This window comes from Streptomyces sp. GbtcB7 (genome assembly GCF_019091445.1).
GTDB classification, from domain to species: domain Bacteria; phylum Actinomycetota; class Actinomycetes; order Streptomycetales; family Streptomycetaceae; genus Streptomyces; species Streptomyces mirabilis.
The window spans coordinates 1-239 of record NZ_JAGXJM010000586.1 but is presented as its reverse complement, the minus strand read 5'-3'; the positions used below and the strand labels follow the sequence as shown (position 1 = coordinate 239).

Sequence of the window (239 nt, the reverse complement as noted above, 5' to 3'; positions counted from 1 at the left end):
CCAGCCGTTGCCGTTCACGCTGTACTGGTACTGGATCTCGTTCGTGTTCGCGCCGTTGGACGCGCCGGGCTCCCACTGCACGACGACCTGGTTGTCACCCTCGCGCGCCGCGACGTTCGACGGCGCGCCGGGCGGCGTGAAGGCGCGGCGCGGCGCCGACTGCGGGCTTCGATCGCCCCATCCCGCCTTGTTCTGCGCACGAACGTCGTAGGTGTAGTCGGGCTGCGGCGTGTCGACGA

General features: G+C 70.3%; 1 protein-coding gene. It reads right to left on the bottom strand.

What is annotated here, in order from left to right; genetic code table 11:
- The coding region (locus KVT44_RS56920) for a hypothetical protein (RefSeq protein ID WP_217577165.1) at nucleotides 1–239 on the bottom strand (239 nt) is incomplete at both ends.